This is a genomic window from Luteimonas sp. YGD11-2 (assembly GCF_004118975.1).
GTDB lineage: Bacteria > Pseudomonadota > Gammaproteobacteria > Xanthomonadales > Xanthomonadaceae > Luteimonas > Luteimonas muca.
This window is the reverse complement of record NZ_CP035376.1, coordinates 1,566,319-1,580,050: the sequence shown is the minus strand read 5'-3', so window position 1 is coordinate 1,580,050 and position 13,732 is coordinate 1,566,319. Positions and strand designations below refer to the sequence as shown.

General features: G+C 71.2%; 16 protein-coding genes. All 16 read left to right on the top strand.

Annotation, left to right across the window (positions count from 1 at the left end):
- Positions 1-6: 6 nt before the first annotated feature.
- A complete protein-coding gene (gene flhF / locus ERL55_RS07175; RefSeq protein WP_129135820.1) occupies positions 7-1,482 on the top strand; it encodes a flagellar biosynthesis protein FlhF in 1,476 nt (491 codons plus the stop codon).
- Positions 1,469-2,338 carry a P-loop NTPase gene (locus tag ERL55_RS07170; RefSeq protein ID WP_129135819.1) on the top strand — a complete coding sequence of 290 codons (870 nt, stop codon included), beginning with the start codon at positions 1,469-1,471 and terminating at the stop codon, positions 2,336-2,338. Before flhF ends, ERL55_RS07170 begins: the two co-directional genes overlap by 14 nt.
- Positions 2,335-3,087, top strand: coding sequence for an RNA polymerase sigma factor FliA (locus ERL55_RS07165; protein WP_100323045.1), 753 nt, complete (start codon positions 2,335-2,337; stop codon positions 3,085-3,087). The genes ERL55_RS07170 and ERL55_RS07165 overlap by 4 nt, the downstream gene beginning before the upstream one ends.
- Positions 3,088-3,112: 25 nt before the next feature.
- Positions 3,113-3,505, top strand: coding sequence for a chemotaxis response regulator CheY (cheY, locus tag ERL55_RS07160; RefSeq protein ID WP_164972141.1), 393 nt, complete (start codon positions 3,113-3,115; stop codon positions 3,503-3,505).
- Between the two features lie 8 nt (positions 3,506-3,513).
- Complete coding sequence (locus tag ERL55_RS07155; RefSeq protein ID WP_129135818.1) at positions 3,514-4,110, top strand: protein phosphatase CheZ; 597 nt, start codon at positions 3,514-3,516, stop codon at positions 4,108-4,110.
- 4 nt (positions 4,111-4,114) lie between these two features.
- On the top strand, positions 4,115-5,959 hold the full coding sequence (locus tag ERL55_RS07150; protein ID WP_129135817.1) for a chemotaxis protein CheA: 1,845 nt from the start codon (positions 4,115-4,117) through the stop codon (positions 5,957-5,959).
- Positions 5,960-6,008: 49 nt separating this feature from the next.
- Positions 6,009-6,749 carry a flagellar motor protein gene (locus tag ERL55_RS07145; RefSeq protein ID WP_129135816.1) on the top strand — a complete coding sequence of 247 codons (741 nt, stop codon included), beginning with the start codon at positions 6,009-6,011 and terminating at the stop codon, positions 6,747-6,749.
- Positions 6,750-6,753: 4 nt separating this feature from the next.
- A complete protein-coding gene (motD, locus tag ERL55_RS07140; RefSeq protein WP_129135815.1) occupies positions 6,754-7,701 on the top strand; it encodes a flagellar motor protein MotD in 948 nt (315 codons plus the stop codon).
- A complete protein-coding gene (locus ERL55_RS07135; protein ID WP_129135814.1) occupies positions 7,701-8,483 on the top strand; it encodes a ParA family protein in 783 nt (260 codons plus the stop codon). Before motD ends, ERL55_RS07135 begins: the two co-directional genes overlap by 1 nt.
- Positions 8,480-9,160, top strand: coding sequence for a chemotaxis protein CheW (locus ERL55_RS07130; RefSeq protein ID WP_129135813.1), 681 nt, complete (start codon positions 8,480-8,482; stop codon positions 9,158-9,160). Before ERL55_RS07135 ends, ERL55_RS07130 begins: the two co-directional genes overlap by 4 nt.
- 86 nt (positions 9,161-9,246) lie before the next feature.
- Positions 9,247-9,549 (top strand): STAS domain-containing protein, encoded by a 303-nt coding sequence (locus tag ERL55_RS07125; RefSeq protein WP_164972140.1) that lies wholly within the window; start codon positions 9,247-9,249, stop codon positions 9,547-9,549.
- Positions 9,546-9,911, top strand: coding sequence for a response regulator (locus ERL55_RS07120; RefSeq protein WP_129135811.1), 366 nt, complete (start codon positions 9,546-9,548; stop codon positions 9,909-9,911). The genes ERL55_RS07125 and ERL55_RS07120 overlap by 4 nt, the downstream gene beginning before the upstream one ends.
- A 24-nt stretch (positions 9,912-9,935) precedes the next feature.
- Positions 9,936-11,873: a chemotaxis protein CheA gene (locus tag ERL55_RS07115; RefSeq protein WP_129135810.1), complete on the top strand. Its 1,938-nt coding sequence runs from the start codon at positions 9,936-9,938 to the stop codon at positions 11,871-11,873.
- 21 nt (positions 11,874-11,894) lie between these two features.
- Positions 11,895-12,665: a flagellar brake protein gene (locus ERL55_RS07110; RefSeq protein ID WP_129135809.1), complete on the top strand. Its 771-nt coding sequence runs from the start codon at positions 11,895-11,897 to the stop codon at positions 12,663-12,665.
- Positions 12,666-12,753: 88 nt separating this feature from the next.
- Complete coding sequence (locus ERL55_RS07105; protein WP_241685866.1) at positions 12,754-13,236, top strand: chemotaxis protein CheW; 483 nt, start codon at positions 12,754-12,756, stop codon at positions 13,234-13,236.
- Between the two features lie 99 nt (positions 13,237-13,335).
- On the top strand, positions 13,336-13,719 hold the full coding sequence (locus ERL55_RS07100) for a hypothetical protein (protein ID WP_164972139.1): 384 nt from the start codon (positions 13,336-13,338) through the stop codon (positions 13,717-13,719).
- Positions 13,720-13,732: the final 13 nt, after the last annotated feature.

Here is a 13,732-nt window from a genome sequence, read left to right as displayed (position 1 = left end):
ACAACCATGAACATCCGCCGCTTCGTCGCCGCCGACATGCGCACCGCACTGCAGATGGTGCGCGATGCCCATGGACCCGATGCCGTGATCCTCTCCAACCGCCGCACCGACGAGGGCGTGGAGATCGTGGCGGCCAGCAACTACGACGAAGCCTGCCTGCAGCGCGCCCTCGAGGCGCAGCCGCGCGCCGCGGCCGAAGCCCCGGCCCCGCTGGTGGCCGCCCCGGAACGCCCGCTGGCCCCGGCCGAGCGCTGGCTGCGCGACCTCGCCCCGCCCGCCGCGCCGGCAGCGGTTGCCGCCGCACCGGTCGCGCCCGCACCTCTTACCCCACCTGCGCCTGTCTCCATCCCGGTCGCACCGCGCGCGATCGAAGTAGCGACGGAGCCGACCGCGGTGGCCAATGCACTCGACGTCGCCGACGAATTCGACGGCCCCGCCTTCGCCGAACTGCTGGCGCGCACCCGTCCGCCGGTTGCGCCGATGATCGAGCCGCTGCCGGAACCACCGGCTCCGCCGGCCCCGGCGCTCGCCGCGGTGCCCACGCCACCCGCGCCTGCAAGCGACGGCGAACTGGCGCGCATGCGCGACGAACTGGCGCAGATGCGCACGATGATCGAACGCGAGATGGCGCGGCTCACCGACGAGCGCCTGCGCGGCTCGCCGGTGCGCGCGCAGGCGATGGAACTGCTGGAGGACTACGGTTTCGATGCCGGCATCACCCGCGACGTGGTGCTGCAGATTCCCGCCGACACCCCGGCCCACCGCGCGCGCGGGCTGATGCTCGGCCTGATCTCGCGCAGGCTGCCGATCTGCCCGGTCGATCCGCTGCACGAGGCCGGGGTGATCGCCCTGGTCGGCCCGACCGGTGCCGGCAAGACCACCACGATTGCAAAGCTGGCCGCACTCTATGCGTCGCAGTACCAGCCGCGCGACGTCGCCCTGGTGACCACCGACACCGCGCGCGTCGGTGGCCGCGAGCAGCTGCACAGCTACGGCCGCCAGCTCGGCATCGCCGTGCACGAGGCCGACAGCGAGGCCGGCCTGCTGCAGCTGCTGCAGAAGCTGCAGGACTACCGGCTGGTGCTGGTGGACACCGCCGGCCTGAGCCAGCGCGACCGTGCCCTCGCCGGCCAGCTGAACTGGCTGCGCGCCGCGCGCCAGGTGCGCACCCTGCTGGTACTGCCGGCCAACACCCACTTCGCCGACCTCGATGAAGTCGTCCGCCGCTTCGAGCACGCGCGCCCGCAGGGCGTGGTGCTGACCAAGCTCGACGAGACCAGCCGACTCGGCAGCGCGCTGTCGGTGGTGGTCGACCACCAGCTGCCGCTGACCTGGACCACCGACGGCCAGCGCATCCCTGAAGACCTGAGCCGGGCCAATGCGGCCCACCTGGTACTTCGCCTTGAAGATCTCCGCCGCGATGCCGATAAGCCCATGGCATCCGAGCATTCCGCCCCGGAGCACACCCATGCTGTCGCCTGAGACCCTGCCGCCGATGTCCGTCGCCGTTCCGCCCGTGCCCGCCCCCGTGCGCACCCTCGCCGTCACCGGTGGCAAGGGCGGCGTGGGCAAGACCAATGTGTCGGCGAACCTGGCGATCGCGCTGTCGGAGCTCGGCAAGCGCACCCTGCTGCTGGATGCCGACCTCGGCCTGGCGAACGTCGACGTGCTGCTGGGGCTGTCGCCGCGCTACACGCTGGCCGACCTGGTGGCCGGGCGCTGCAGCCTCGACGAGGTGATCCTCGACGGCCCGTCGGGCGTGATGATCGTCCCCGCCGCCTCCGGCCGCCGGCACATGGCGGAACTGCGCCCCGCCGAACATGCCGGGCTGGTCAACGTCTTCAACGACCTGCAGCGCGATCTCGACATGCTGGTGGTGGACACCGCCGCCGGCATCACCGATTCGGTGCTGACCTTCTGCCAGGCCGCGCAGGACACCCTGGTGGTGGTCTGCGACGAGCCGGCGTCGATCACCGATGCGTATGCGCTGATCAAGGTGCTGGCACGCGAGCGCGGCGTCGGCCAGGTGCAGGTGGTGGCCAACATGGTGCGCAGCCCGCAGGAAGGACGCGGCCTGTACGAGAAGCTGTCGCGCGTGTGCGAGCGCTTCATCGGCGACGTGTCGCTGAACTATCTCGGCGCGGTGCCGCAGTGCGAATGGCTGCGGATGTCGGTGCAGCGCCAGCAGGCGGTGGTGCGCGCCTACCCGTCCAGCCCGTCGGCGCGTGCGCTGGCCGAGATCGCCCGCCGCACCGCCCGCTGGCAGGCACCGACCGCGCCGCGCGGGCATGTCGAGTTCTTCGTCGAGCGGATGCTGCGCCAGGGGGTGCCGGCATGAGCATGGCCGCCCGCCACTACCAGGACATCCAGCGCAGCAGCGCGCCGGATCCGATCGTCCAGCATGCCGAACTGGTGCGCCGCATCGCCCATCACCTGGCGGCGCGGCTGCCGGCCAGCGTGGAGATCGACGATCTCGTCCAGGCCGGCATGATCGGCCTGCTCGAAGCCTCGCGCAGCTACGACGCCGACCAGGGCGCCTCGTTCGAGACCTATGCCTCGATCCGCATCCGCGGTTCGATGATCGACGAGATCCGCCGTGGCGACTGGGTGCCGCGTTCCGTGCACCGCCGCGCGCGCGAAGCCGCCGCCGCGATCCGTTCGATCGAGCAGGCCACCGGCCGCGCCGCCGCGGCGCAGGAAGTCGCCGACAAGCTCGGGCTGCCGCTGGCCGACTACATGCGCCTGCTGGAAGACGCCGCGCGCGGCCAGGTGCTGAGCCTGGACTCGCACGTGGAGGACCACGGCGAGGTCGAGCCCGCGCGTCGCGGCGGGCCCACCCCGCAGGAGGCGCTGGTGCGTGGCGAATTCGGCCGCGAGCTTGCCGCCGCGATCGGCCTGCTGCCCGAACGCGAGCAGCTGGTGCTGTCGCTGTACTACCAGCAGGAACTCAACCTCAAGGAGATCGGCGCGGTGCTCGGCGTCAGCGAATCACGCGTGTGCCAGATCCATGGCCAGGCGGTGGTGCGGCTGCGCGGGCGGCTGACCGCGTTCGAACTCGCCGATACCGGCATCGGCGACGACGACTGATGCCATCGTTTTACTGGAGCCCCCTTTGAACAAGAACATGCGCGTGCTGATCGTCGATGACTTCTCGACGATGCGGCGGATCATCAAGAACCTGCTGACCGACCTCGGCTTCAACAACACCGTCGAGGCCGAGGACGGCCACAGCGCGCTGGCCGTGCTGCGGCAGGACGCGGTGGAACTGGTGATCACCGACTGGAACATGCCCGGCATGACCGGCATCGAGCTGCTGCGCGAGATCCGCGCCGATGCCAAGTTCCGCACCCTGCCGGTGCTGATGGTGACCGCCGAGGCCAAGCGCGAACAGATCATCGAGGCCGCGCAGAACGGCGTGAACGGCTACATCATCAAGCCGTTCACCGCGCAGACCCTGGAAGAGAAGCTCAACAAGGTGTTCGAACGCCTCGGGGGCGGCGCTTGAACGCGGCGGTGGCGGACGACGTCCCGGTCGCGCGCCTGCTGCAGGATGCACTCGACGCGCTGGAGCGCGGCGACGAGGACGCCTGGCGCCGCCACGTCGATGCGATCGCCGCATCGCGCGCGCATACGCTGGTCAGCGGCCTCGGCCGGCTGGCGCGCGAGCTCGAACAGGCGCTCGATGCCCTGCCCCCGGCACCGTCGGGCGGCAACCTCGACGACGCCTGCGCCCGCCTCGACCACGTGGTGGCGATGACCGAGGAGGCCACCCATCGCACCCTCGACCTGATCGACGACAGCCGTGCGCTGGTCGCCCGCCTCAAGGACGGCCCGCTCGACGACAGCCAGGCCGGTACCGTCGAGGCGCTGCGCGACAACCTGCGCGAGATGGCGCTGGCACAGAGCCACCAGGACCTCGGCGGGCAGATCATCCGCCGCGTCGCATCGATCGTGCGTGGCGTGCACGAGGGTTTCGGCGAACTCGGCCTGCCGCCGAAGGACGAGCCGGCGTGCCCGAACCGTGGCCACGGCCCGGCGGTCGGGGGGCTGGATCGCGGCACCGTGGGCCAGAGCGACGCCGACGACCTGCTGTCGAACCTCGGGCTCTGACACCGTGAACGCCTCGCCGGAAATCGCCGCCGACTTCGTGATCGAGGCACGCGAGCTGCTCGACGACCTCGGCGGGCAGCTGGTGGCGCTGGAGCAGACGCCCGGCGACCGCGAACAGTTGAACGCGGTCTTCCGCGCGTTCCACACGCTCAAGGGCGGCGCCGGCTTTCTCGGCGTGACCCCGCTGGTGGAGCTCTGCCACGCGGCCGAGGAAACCCTGGGCGCTGCACGCAGCGGCCAGGCGACGCTGGAGGCGCGGCATTTCGATGCCGCGCAGCAGTCATTGGACTGGCTGCAGGCGATGGTGGACGCGATCGACTCCGGCAGCGAGGTGCCGCGCGCGCCCGCCGCGGTCGTCAACGGCTTCTCGCTTGCGCCGCCGGCCACGACCGCCACGCCCGCCGCCGCCGCCGCCAATGGCGACATGATCGGCGACGACGAATTCGAGGCACTGCTCGACCAGCTGCACGGCAACGCGGCGCCGGGCCCGGTCGGTGCAGCCGGAAACGGCGGGGCGATCAGCGACGACGAATTCGAGGCGCTGCTCGACCAGTTGCACGGGTCGGCCCCGCCCGGAGCTGCCGCAGCCCAGGTGACTCCGCCGGCCGCCCCGCGCACGCCGACGCCCGCACCTGCGCCGCCTGCCGCCGCCGCGCCGAAGCCGGCAGCCCCGCAGGCCGCCAATGGAGCGGCCACTGCCGAGCGCGAACACACCGTACGCGTGGACACCCGCCGCCTGGACGCCATCGTCGATCTCGTCGGCGAGCTGGTACTGGCGCGCAACCGCCTCAAGACCCTGCGCGCGCGGCTGCGCGACGAGGAGCTCGACCGTGCCGTGAGCACGCTCGACAACGCCACCGCGCGCCTGCAGGGCGCGGTGATGCACACCCGCATGCAGCCGGTGGGCAAGGTGTTCGCGCGCTTCCCCAAGCTCGCGCGTGACGTCGCGCGCGCACTCGACAAGGAAGTGGACCTCGAGCTCGTCGGCGCCGAGACCGAGCTCGACCGCAACCTGGTCGAGGCGCTGGCGGATCCGCTGGTGCACCTGGTGCGCAACGCCATCGACCACGGCATCGAAGCACCGGCCCTGCGCGAGGCCACCGGCAAGCCGCGCGCCGGCAAGGTGAGGCTGATCGCCCAGCAGCAGGGCGACTATGTCGGCATCGAGGTGCAGGACGACGGTGCCGGCATCGACCCCGAGCGCCTGCGCACCAAGGCGCGCGAGAAGGGTCTGATCGATGCCGAGACCGCGGCGCGGCTGAGCGTGGAGGAATGCCTGCACCTGGTGTTCATGCCCGGCTTCTCGACGCGCAGCGAGGTCAGCGACATTTCCGGCCGTGGCGTCGGCATGGACGTGGTGCAGTCGCGCATCCGCGAGCTCAGCGGGCAGATCCAGGTGCACTCCGAACTCGGGCGCGGCAGCCGGTTCTCGCTGCGCGTGCCGCTGACGCTGGCGATCCTGCCGACGCTGCTGGTGCAGGCGGCCGGCGATGCCTATGCCTTGCCGTTGGCGCGGGTGCAGGAAGTGCTGCATGCACCCACCCATGCGGTGAACTGGTTCGACGGCCGCGCCGCGCTCGACCGCCGCTCGCACACGCTGCCGCTGCTGGACCTGCGGCACTGGCTGCGGCAACCGGCACCGGAGACGCCGCTGCTCACCATCGTGGTCCTGCAGCGCGGCGACGCCCGCTTCGGCCTGGTGGTCGACGAGGTGCGCGGCCGCGAGGAGGTGGTGATCAAGCCGCTGCCACGCGCCCTGCGTGGCCTGCCCGGCTACGCCGGCGCCACCCTGATCGGCGACGGCCGCCTGGCGCTGATCCTCGACGTGGACGCGTTGCGCACGGTCTGATCGGCACCGCGCAACTCAAGTCGCGCGCACCTTCGCCGATATCGCCACCATGGATATCTTCAGTCTCGTCGGGCTCGTCCTCGCGATCGTCGCGCTGATCGGCGGCAGCGTCCTCAAGGGCGCCGGGCTTGCCGGCCTGTGGTCGCCCGCGGCGTTCGTGATCGTGATCATCGGCACCGTCGCCGCCATCCTGCTGCACGCACCGCGCCCGGTGCTCACCCGCGCCATGAAGATCTCGCGCTGGGTGATCAAGCCGCCGGTGGCCGACCGCCAGGCGCTGATCGCGCAGCTGCTGGAGTGGAGCAACGTCGCCCGCCGCCAGGGCCTGCTCGGGCTGGAAAGCCACGTCGAGGCGCAGACCGATCCGTTCCTGCGCAAGGGCCTGCAGATGCTGGTCGACGGCCTCGAGCCCGAGGCGATCCGCCACATGCTCGAGATCGAGCTCGGTGGCGAGGAACACCACGACCTCGCCGCCGCGAAGATCTACGAGAGCATGGGTATCTATGCGCCCACCCTGGGCATCGTCGGCGCCGTGCTCGGCCTGATGGCGGTGATGCAGAACCTCGCCGACCCCAGCAAGCTCGGCCAGGGCATCGCCGCCGCCTTCACCGCGACCATCTACGGCATCGCCTCGGCGAACCTGCTGTTCCTGCCGATGGCGGCCAAGCTCAAGAGCGTGGTCGGCCGCCGCAGCGGCGAGCGCGAACTGGTGATCGAAGGCCTGATCGCGATTGCCCAGGGCGAGAACCCGCGCAATATCGAAGCGCGGCTTGCCGGCTTCCTGCACTGACGCCATGGCACGCCGCAAGCACCACGAGGAGCACACCAATCACGAGGCGTGGGCAATCCCCTACGCCGACCTGATGACGCTGCTGCTCGCCTTCTTCGTGGTCATGTACGCGATCTCCTCGCTCAACGAAGGCAAGTACCGGGTGATGTCGCAGTCGCTGGCCAATGCCTTCAACGGCACCCCGCGCACCATCGACCCGGTGCAGATCGGCGAAAGCGATCGCCGCGAGTCCGACTTCGGCCGCCCCACGCCGATTCCCAGCGGTGCGCGCCGCGGCCCGCAGGCGGTGTCCCCGGTACTGGATTCGCCCCTGCAGCCGATGCTGGAATCGAAGCTGCGCAGCGATCGCACCGGTGAAGGCCTGGATGCGGCGGCGCTGGAAGCCTCGCGCAGGCAGCTGTCGCGCATCGCCCTGCAGCTGGAGGACGCGCTGTCGGAGATGGTGCGCGCACGCATGATCACCATCCACCGCACCGACCTGTGGCTGGAGGTGGAGATCAACAGCGACATCCTGTTCCCGACCGGTTCGGCGTCGCTGGATCCAGCCGCCCAGGGCCTGATGACGAAACTTGCCGCGCTGCTGCGCGATGCACCGAACCCGATCCGCGTCGAGGGCTATACCGACGACCGGCCGATCCGCACGCTGCAGTTCCCGTCCAACTGGGAGCTGTCGGCCGCGCGCGCGGCCAGCGTCGTGCACCTGTTCGTGCGCGAGCAGCTGGCCCCGGAGCGGCTGGTGATGGTCGGCTACGGCGAACACCGCCCGAAGGCCGACAACGCCACCGATGCCGGCCGCAATGCCAACCGCCGCGTGGTGCTGATGGTGCTGGCCGCACCCGATGCGGCCGGCGCGCGTGCGGTCGACCACCCACAGCCGGCCGGTTCCAACCAGGCCGCAGTGGCCAGTGCCCCACCCCGTGCGGCCACGATGACGATGCGAGGAGACAGCTGATGCGCGTGTGGGCGATCGCCAACCAGAAAGGAGGCGTGGGCAAGACCACCACGTCGCTCGCGCTCGGCCGCAGCCTGGTGCTGCGCGGGCTCAGCGTATTGCTGGTCGACCTCGACCCGCATGCCTCGCTGACCCGTGCCTTCGGCATCCCCAGCGACCCGCAGCCCGCGGGCGTGGTGGACCTGTTCGGCGCCCCGCCGGCCACCCTGGCCGGGGTGATGCGCCCGGCTCCCGTCGAAGGCCTGGATTTCGTCTGCGCGCAGACCGCGCTGGCCACCCTGGAGCGGCGCAGCGCCAACCAGCCGGGCCTGGGCCTGGCGCTGTCGCAGGCGATCACCCGCCACACCGGCGGGCACGACGTGGTGCTGCTCGACTGCCCGCCCACGCTCGGCCTGCTGATGGTCAACGCGCTGGCCGCGGCCGACCGGCTGATCGTGCCGACCCAGTGCGAACCGCTGGCGCTGCACGGCCTGGCCGGCATGGTGCGCACCGGCGCGATGGTGGAACGCTCGCGCCAGCGGCCGCTGCCGGTGTCGGTGCTGCCGACCCTGTTCGACCGCCGTACCCGCGCCGGCCGCGACACCCTCGCCCAGCTGCAGCAGGAATACCGCGCACTGGCCTGGGACGAGGCGATCCCGGTCGACACCCAGCTCGCCAACGCCGACGCGCTGGCACAGCAGGTCTTCCATGGCGAGCCGGGCGGCCGCGCGATGACCGCCTATGCCCGCGCACTCGACTGGCTGCTGGCCAGCGAGCAGCAGCAGCTGGAGCGCGCGGCATGAACGCGCTGCGCGAGGTGGACGACTACGTGGACCTGCTGCTGGGTACCGGCACCCCGGTACTGGCCGCGGTCGCCAGCGAGCCTCCCGCTCCCACTGCCGCGACGCCCACGATCGCCGAAGCGTCGCCTGCGGCCCCGGTTCCTTCGCCTGCTGCTGTCGCTTCTCCGTCGACACGCACGGACACGACGGCGCCTGCGGAGGCAGCCGCCCACGGCGAGCGCCGCCGCCGGCGTGGCGAGCGCACCGCACGCTGGCTGCGGCTGCGTTGCGGCGGCCAGGCCTACGCGCTGGAACTGCTGAAGATCCGCGAGGTGGTGCGGCCGATGCCGCTGCTCTCGCTGCGCGGCGCGGTGCCCAGCGTCGCCGGGGTGATGAACCTGCGCGGCCAGGTGGTGCCGGTGATCGACCTCGGCGTACAGCTCGGCGAAAGCCCGGCGCCGGATTCCGCCGGCACCCGCATCATCGTGCTGGAGGAACGCGGCGAGGTGCTCGGGCTGCGCGTGTGCGGGGTCGAGGACGTGGTGATCATCAATGACGCGCAGATCGAGGATGCCCACGCCTCGCGGCTGGCACCGGTCGGCGACCGCCGTATCCACGGCATCGCCCGCATCGGCCGCGACGTCATGCTGCTGCTCGATGCCACCCGCCTGATGGACATGCCGCTGCGGCCGCAATGAGCGACGTCACGGCGCTAAAGATCGCCGCGATCCGGCCGTTACCGCTGCGAACCGTCCGCAACCCCGGGGGCTGATCTTTGGACACGGTGACCTTGCAATCCGACCTCGGCATCGAGAGCAGTGCCGGGCTCAAGGACATGCTCGCCGCACACGTGGCCGTCGATGCGCCCATCGTGGTCGACGGTGCCGGCGTGCAACGCGTGCACACCGCCAGCCTGCAGGTGCTTGCGGCCTGGTGGCAGGCACGCACGCTGCACGCCCGCGAAACGCGCTGGGCCGATATCGGCGAGCCGTTGCGTGCAGCCGCCCGGACCCTCAGCCTGGAGCCCGCACTCGCGATCGCGGACGCCCCGGCACACCCCACTTCCCCCATGGAGAGAACCCCATGAGCGCCCGTATCCTCGTCGTCGACGATTCCGCCTCGATGCGCCAGATGGTCTCGTTCGCCCTCACCTCGGCCGGCTATGCCGTGGAGGAGGCCGAAGACGGCCAGGTCGCGCTGGGCCGCGCCCGCGGCGCGCGCTTCAACGCCGTGATCACCGACGTCAACATGCCCAACATGGACGGCATCTCGCTGATCCGCGAGCTGCGCCAGCTGCCGGACTACAAGTTCACCCCGCTGCTGATGCTGACCACCGAGTCGTCGGCCGACAAGAAGGCCGATGGCCGCGCCGCCGGCGCCACCGGCTGGCTGGTCAAGCCGTTCGACCCGGACCAGCTCGTGGCGACCGTGCGCCGCGTGGTCAGCTGATCCACGCCACACCGGAGCGCGACCTTGAGCATCGACCTGCAGCGGTTCCACGCCACCTACTTCGAGGAGAGCCGCGAAGGGCTCGATGCGATGGAGGCCGGCCTGCTCGCGCTCGACGCCGGTGAACGCGGTGCCGAGCTCATCAACTCGGTGTTCCGCGCGGCGCACTCGATCAAGGGGGGCGCGGCCACCTTCGGCTTCGCCGCGACGGCCGAACTGACCCATGTGCTGGAAACGCTGCTCGACCAGATCCGCGCCGGCGAGCGCGCGGTGGAAGCCGCCGCGCTCGACGCGATGCTGGGGTCGGTCGACGTGCTGCGTGCACTGCTCGACGAGGCGGAGCACCAGCGCCCGGCCGACCCGGCGCAGGTGCGTGCGGTCCACCAGCGGCTTGCGGCGGTGCTCGGAGGCGAGGCCGTGCCCGTGGTCGCCGATGCACCCGTTGCCGCCGACGCCGGCGCGCGCCTGATCGGCTGGCGGATCGGCTTCCAGCCCGAACCGTCGCTGTTCATGAGCGGCAACGACCCCCTGCGGATCCTGCGCGAGCTCGAGGAACTCGGCCCGCTGAAGGTGGAGGCCAGGCTCGACGCCCTGCCCGCGTTCGATGCGCTGGATCCGCTGCAGGCGCATATCGGCTGGACGCTGGAACTGGGCGCGCCGGTCAAGCGCGCCGCGATCGACGACGTGTTCGCCTGGGTCGCCGACGAATGCCGGCTGGAGATCGAGGCGATCCAGGAGCAGGTGGTCGATACCGGCCCCGCCGCCGGGGCCAACAAGACAACCGGCGCGGAAGCCGAAAGTTCGATCCGCGTCGGCGTCGACAAGATCGACGGGCTGATCAACCTGGTCGGTGAACTGGTCATCACCCAGTCGATGCTGCAGGCGCTGGGCGCCGGGCTCGAGGGCGCGCTGGCCGAGCGCATGCAGGCCGCGCTCGAGCAGCTCGAGCGCAACACGCGCGACCTGCAGGACGCCGTGATCGGCGTGCGCATGCTGCCGGTGGACGCGGTGTTCCGCCGTTTCCCGCGCCTGGTGCGCGACCTGTCCGGGCGCCTCGGCAAGCTCGTGCGCCTGCAGACCAGTGGCGAGGCGACCGAACTCGACAAGGGCCTGATCGAGAAGATCGCCGATCCGCTGGTGCACCTGGTGCGCAACGCGATCGACCACGGCCTCGAGGACCCGGCCACGCGCAGCGGCGCCGGCAAGGAGCCCACCGGCACGATCACCCTCGCCGCCTCGCACCAGGACGGCCATATCGTCATCGAGGTCGGCGACGATGGCCGCGGCCTCGACCGCAACCGCATCCTCGCCAAGGCGCGCGAGCGCGGGCTCGCGGTGCCCGAGCAGCCCACCGACGCGCAGGTGTGGGACCTGATCTTCCAGGCCGGCTTCTCCACCGCCGATGCCGTCACCGACCTGTCCGGCCGTGGCGTGGGCATGGATGTCGTGCGCAGCAACATCCGCCAGCTGGGCGGCAGCGTGCAGCTGGAAAGCCATCTCGGCCGTGGCACCCGGGTGACCATCCGCCTGCCGCTGACGCTCGCCATCCTCGACGGCATGACCGTGGCGGTGGGCAACGAGACGCTGGTGCTGCCGCTCACCCATGTGCGCGAGGCACTGCAGCCGGGGCCCGGCGACGTGCGCACCGTCAAGGGCCAGGGCCGCATGCTCAAGGTGCGCGACGAATTCCTGCCGCTGCTGTCGCTTGGCGACACCTACGGTTACGGGCGCGCCGGAACCGATGCACCCGTCGCAGTCGTCGTGGAGGGCGATGGCTGCCGCCTCGCGGTCGAGGTGGATGCGCTGCTCGGCCAGCAGCAGGTCGTGGTCAAGAGCCTGGAGCGCAACTACCGCCGGGTGGAAGGCATTTCCGGCGCGACCATCCTCGGCGACGGCCGGGTGGCGCTGATCGTCGACGTGGGTGGCCTTGCCCGCAGTCGCCGCCTGCCGCAGGCGGCCTGAGCCGCGCGGCCGGACGCCCGCATGGATCCCTTCCGCGAGAACGGGCCCGTCGATGCCGCCGCCGATGGCGATGGCGGTGAGCTGCGCTACGAGAAGCGCGATCCGGCCGACGTGCGCCGCCTGCTCGGTGCGCTGGTGTCGGCCCGGGCGCTGGTCACCGCGCAGATCGTGCCGGGCAGCATCAGCTGCCCCACCGCGGTGCTGGCGGTGGACACCGGATCGGTGCTTCTCGACGGACACCCGCAGGAACCGCTCAACCAGCGGCTGCTGCAGGCGCACCACCTGGTGTGCACCTCGCAGCTCGACCGGGTGCAGATCCGCTTCAGGGTGCAGCGGCTCACGCGCGTCGAGAACGACGGCTACACCGCGTTCGTCGCGCCGTTGCCGACCGCGGTGATCGAACTGCAGCGCCGCGAGACCTATCGCCTGCAGATCCCGCCGATGCAGCCGGTGCACTGCCGCCTGCCGGACGCGGAGGACGGCAGCGATGGCGTGGAGCTGCGCGTACTCGACCTCAGCGCCGGCGGCCTGGCGCTGGCCGCGGCCGAAGGCTTCGTGCTGCCGGGCACCAGCCGGCTGGGGACGTGCACGCTGCTGCTGCCCGACGCCGCGCCGATCGTGCTCGAACTTTCGGTGGCGCACAGCTATATCGAACACACCCGCAACGGCACCCCGCGCCTGCGCATCGGCTGCCGTTTCGAACGCCTGCCGCCGCCCGCCGAGCGCGCGATCCAGAACTACATCTTCCGGGTGGAACGCCAACGCAGCGCCCGCGAGCGCCGCGCGGTCTAGCGGAGCGCGGGCTCAAGTTCCACCCGCCGCGGCCGATCACGCAGGCACAGGCCGGCAACCGGCGGCCATGCAACTGCAGGAGCGGCATGTGAGCACTACGGACACCCTTCCCGGGCCCGGCGAATATCTCGGTTTCACCCTGGGCGACGAGCACTACGCGCTCGACATCCTCAAGGTGCAGGAGATCCGTGGCTACGACTCGGTCACCCGTGTCCCGGACACGCCGGACTACATCCGCGGCGTGGTCAACCTGCGCGGCGCGATCGTGCCGGTGCTCGACCTGCGCATGAAGCTCGGGCTGAAGGAGGCGCGCTACGACGCCTTCACGGTGATGATCGTGCTGAACTTCGACGGCCGCACCGCGGGCATCGTGGTCGATGCGGTGTCCGACGTCGTGCAGCTGGGTGTCGACCAGATCCGTGCCACGCCGGAACTCGGCGCCGCGGTCGATACCCGTTTCATTTCCGCGATCGGCACCACCGACGAACACATGGTGATCCTGCTCGACATCCAGTCGCTGATCGACTGGGCCGACATCGGCGCGGACGCGCTCGAGGACGCCGCGGCGTGACCCGGCGCTAAAGCCGCGCCGCCGCCAGCCGATAGTGGGGGCAACGGTGGCCACGTGCCGCCGGTCCCCCACCCAGATCCACTCCCCAGGAGCCGTTGCATGAACACCCAGAGCCTGCTCGCCGCTGCCGTCGGCGCGCTCATCGCCCTTGCCGCCGTCCCGGTCGCCGCCCAGGACATGATTCCCGCCGAACAGGCCGTGCGCCACGTCGGCAAGACCGGCATGGTCTGTGGCCGCGTCGACCGCGCCCGCCACGCGCAGAACACCGAAGGCGAGCCCACCTTCCTGTACATGGGCGGCAGCTTCCCGCGCCACACCTTCTCCGCACGCATCCCCGGCAGCATCCGCGGCAATTTCCGCCCGTCGCCCGAGGAACTGCAGGGCAAGGACATCTGCGTGGTGGGCAACATCCAGCGCGATGCCAGCCGTGCCGAGATCGCGGTGAGCTCGCCGTCGAACATCAAGCTCGCCGACATCCGCTGATCCCGATCCACCT